This window comes from Vibrio sp. Vb1574 (assembly GCF_033338675.1).
In genome coordinates this window covers 1-1110 of record NZ_JAWOTC010000387.1, presented here as the reverse complement: position 1 = coordinate 1110, position 1110 = coordinate 1, and the positions used below count along the sequence as shown (strand labels likewise).

1 protein-coding gene is annotated in these 1110 nt (G+C 45.9%); it reads right to left on the bottom strand.

What is annotated here, in order from left to right; genetic code table 11:
• Window positions 1–1110: tandem-95 repeat protein (locus R7O12_RS26370; RefSeq protein ID WP_318127023.1), on the bottom strand; the 1110-nt coding region annotated here is incomplete at both ends.

The window sequence follows — 1110 nt, the reverse complement described above, 5'->3', positions numbered from 1 at the left end:
TAAGGTTGAGCTCATCGTTGTTAACCGCGTCAACACCCGCTTGAGTCAGCTTGACTTCATCGCCAACTAACGCAAAGTAGCCGTTTGAGTTGTTTTCTAAAGAAACGGTTAATTGGTCTTCAGAAGTGTCAGTATCGCGAACCGTTAAGGTTGCGACTACCGTATCAGTGCTCACTGCATCTTCAGTGATACTTTCTACTGCATCAACCTTGATGGTTGGCGCATCGTTTACTGGATTTACTGTAACAGTTACTTTCGCTTCGTCGGTCAATTGACCGTCCGTTACGGTGTAGGTGATTTCAGCGTGGCCATTGAAGTTTTCTGCCGGAGTGAAGACGAGTTTGCCATCAACGATCTCTACTTTACCTTGTGCTTCAGGAACAGTCGCAGATTGGATCGACAACTTATCGCCATCCACATCAGTATCGTTTGACAGAACATCAATAGTAACTGCAGTGTCTTCTTGTGTCGTAGCGATGTCATCTTTCGCCACTGGCGCATCGTTGACCGGTGTTACATTGACTTCAACGGTGGTGGATTCTGACACTCCATCTGATGTCACGACGTAAGTGAAAGTATCTTTACCTACGTAGTTATCATCTGGTGTGTACGTCACCGTCCCGTCGCTATTCACGATGACGGTACCATTTTTAGGACTATTCTCAGCGTCCAAAGACACCACTTTATCAGCGCCTTCAAACGTGTCGTTACCTAAGACGTTAATGATGGTTGGTGTGTCTTCGACTACATTTGTGCTGTCAGCCTTGATGTCGACTACTGGTGCTACTGTAAAGTCCACCGTTTGGCTAACGCCCTCGCCACTTGGGTCTTTAGCTGTGAACGTAATTGTCTCTTTGCCATTCCAATCCGCAGTCGGAGTGATGGTAGCAACGCCACTCACAATAGAGATTTGGATGCTGTTATTGCCAGAAACTGAGAATTCTAGCGAGGAATCAGTATCTTTGAATACTTCATTCAAGTCGATCGTGTATGCATCGAAATCTTCCGATAACACTTGGTCTGCAATGGCATTTTCAACAGTCGGTGCATCGTTAACACGATTCACAATCAAACTATCACTGTCGCTAGCCGTTGGATTAACACCATCCG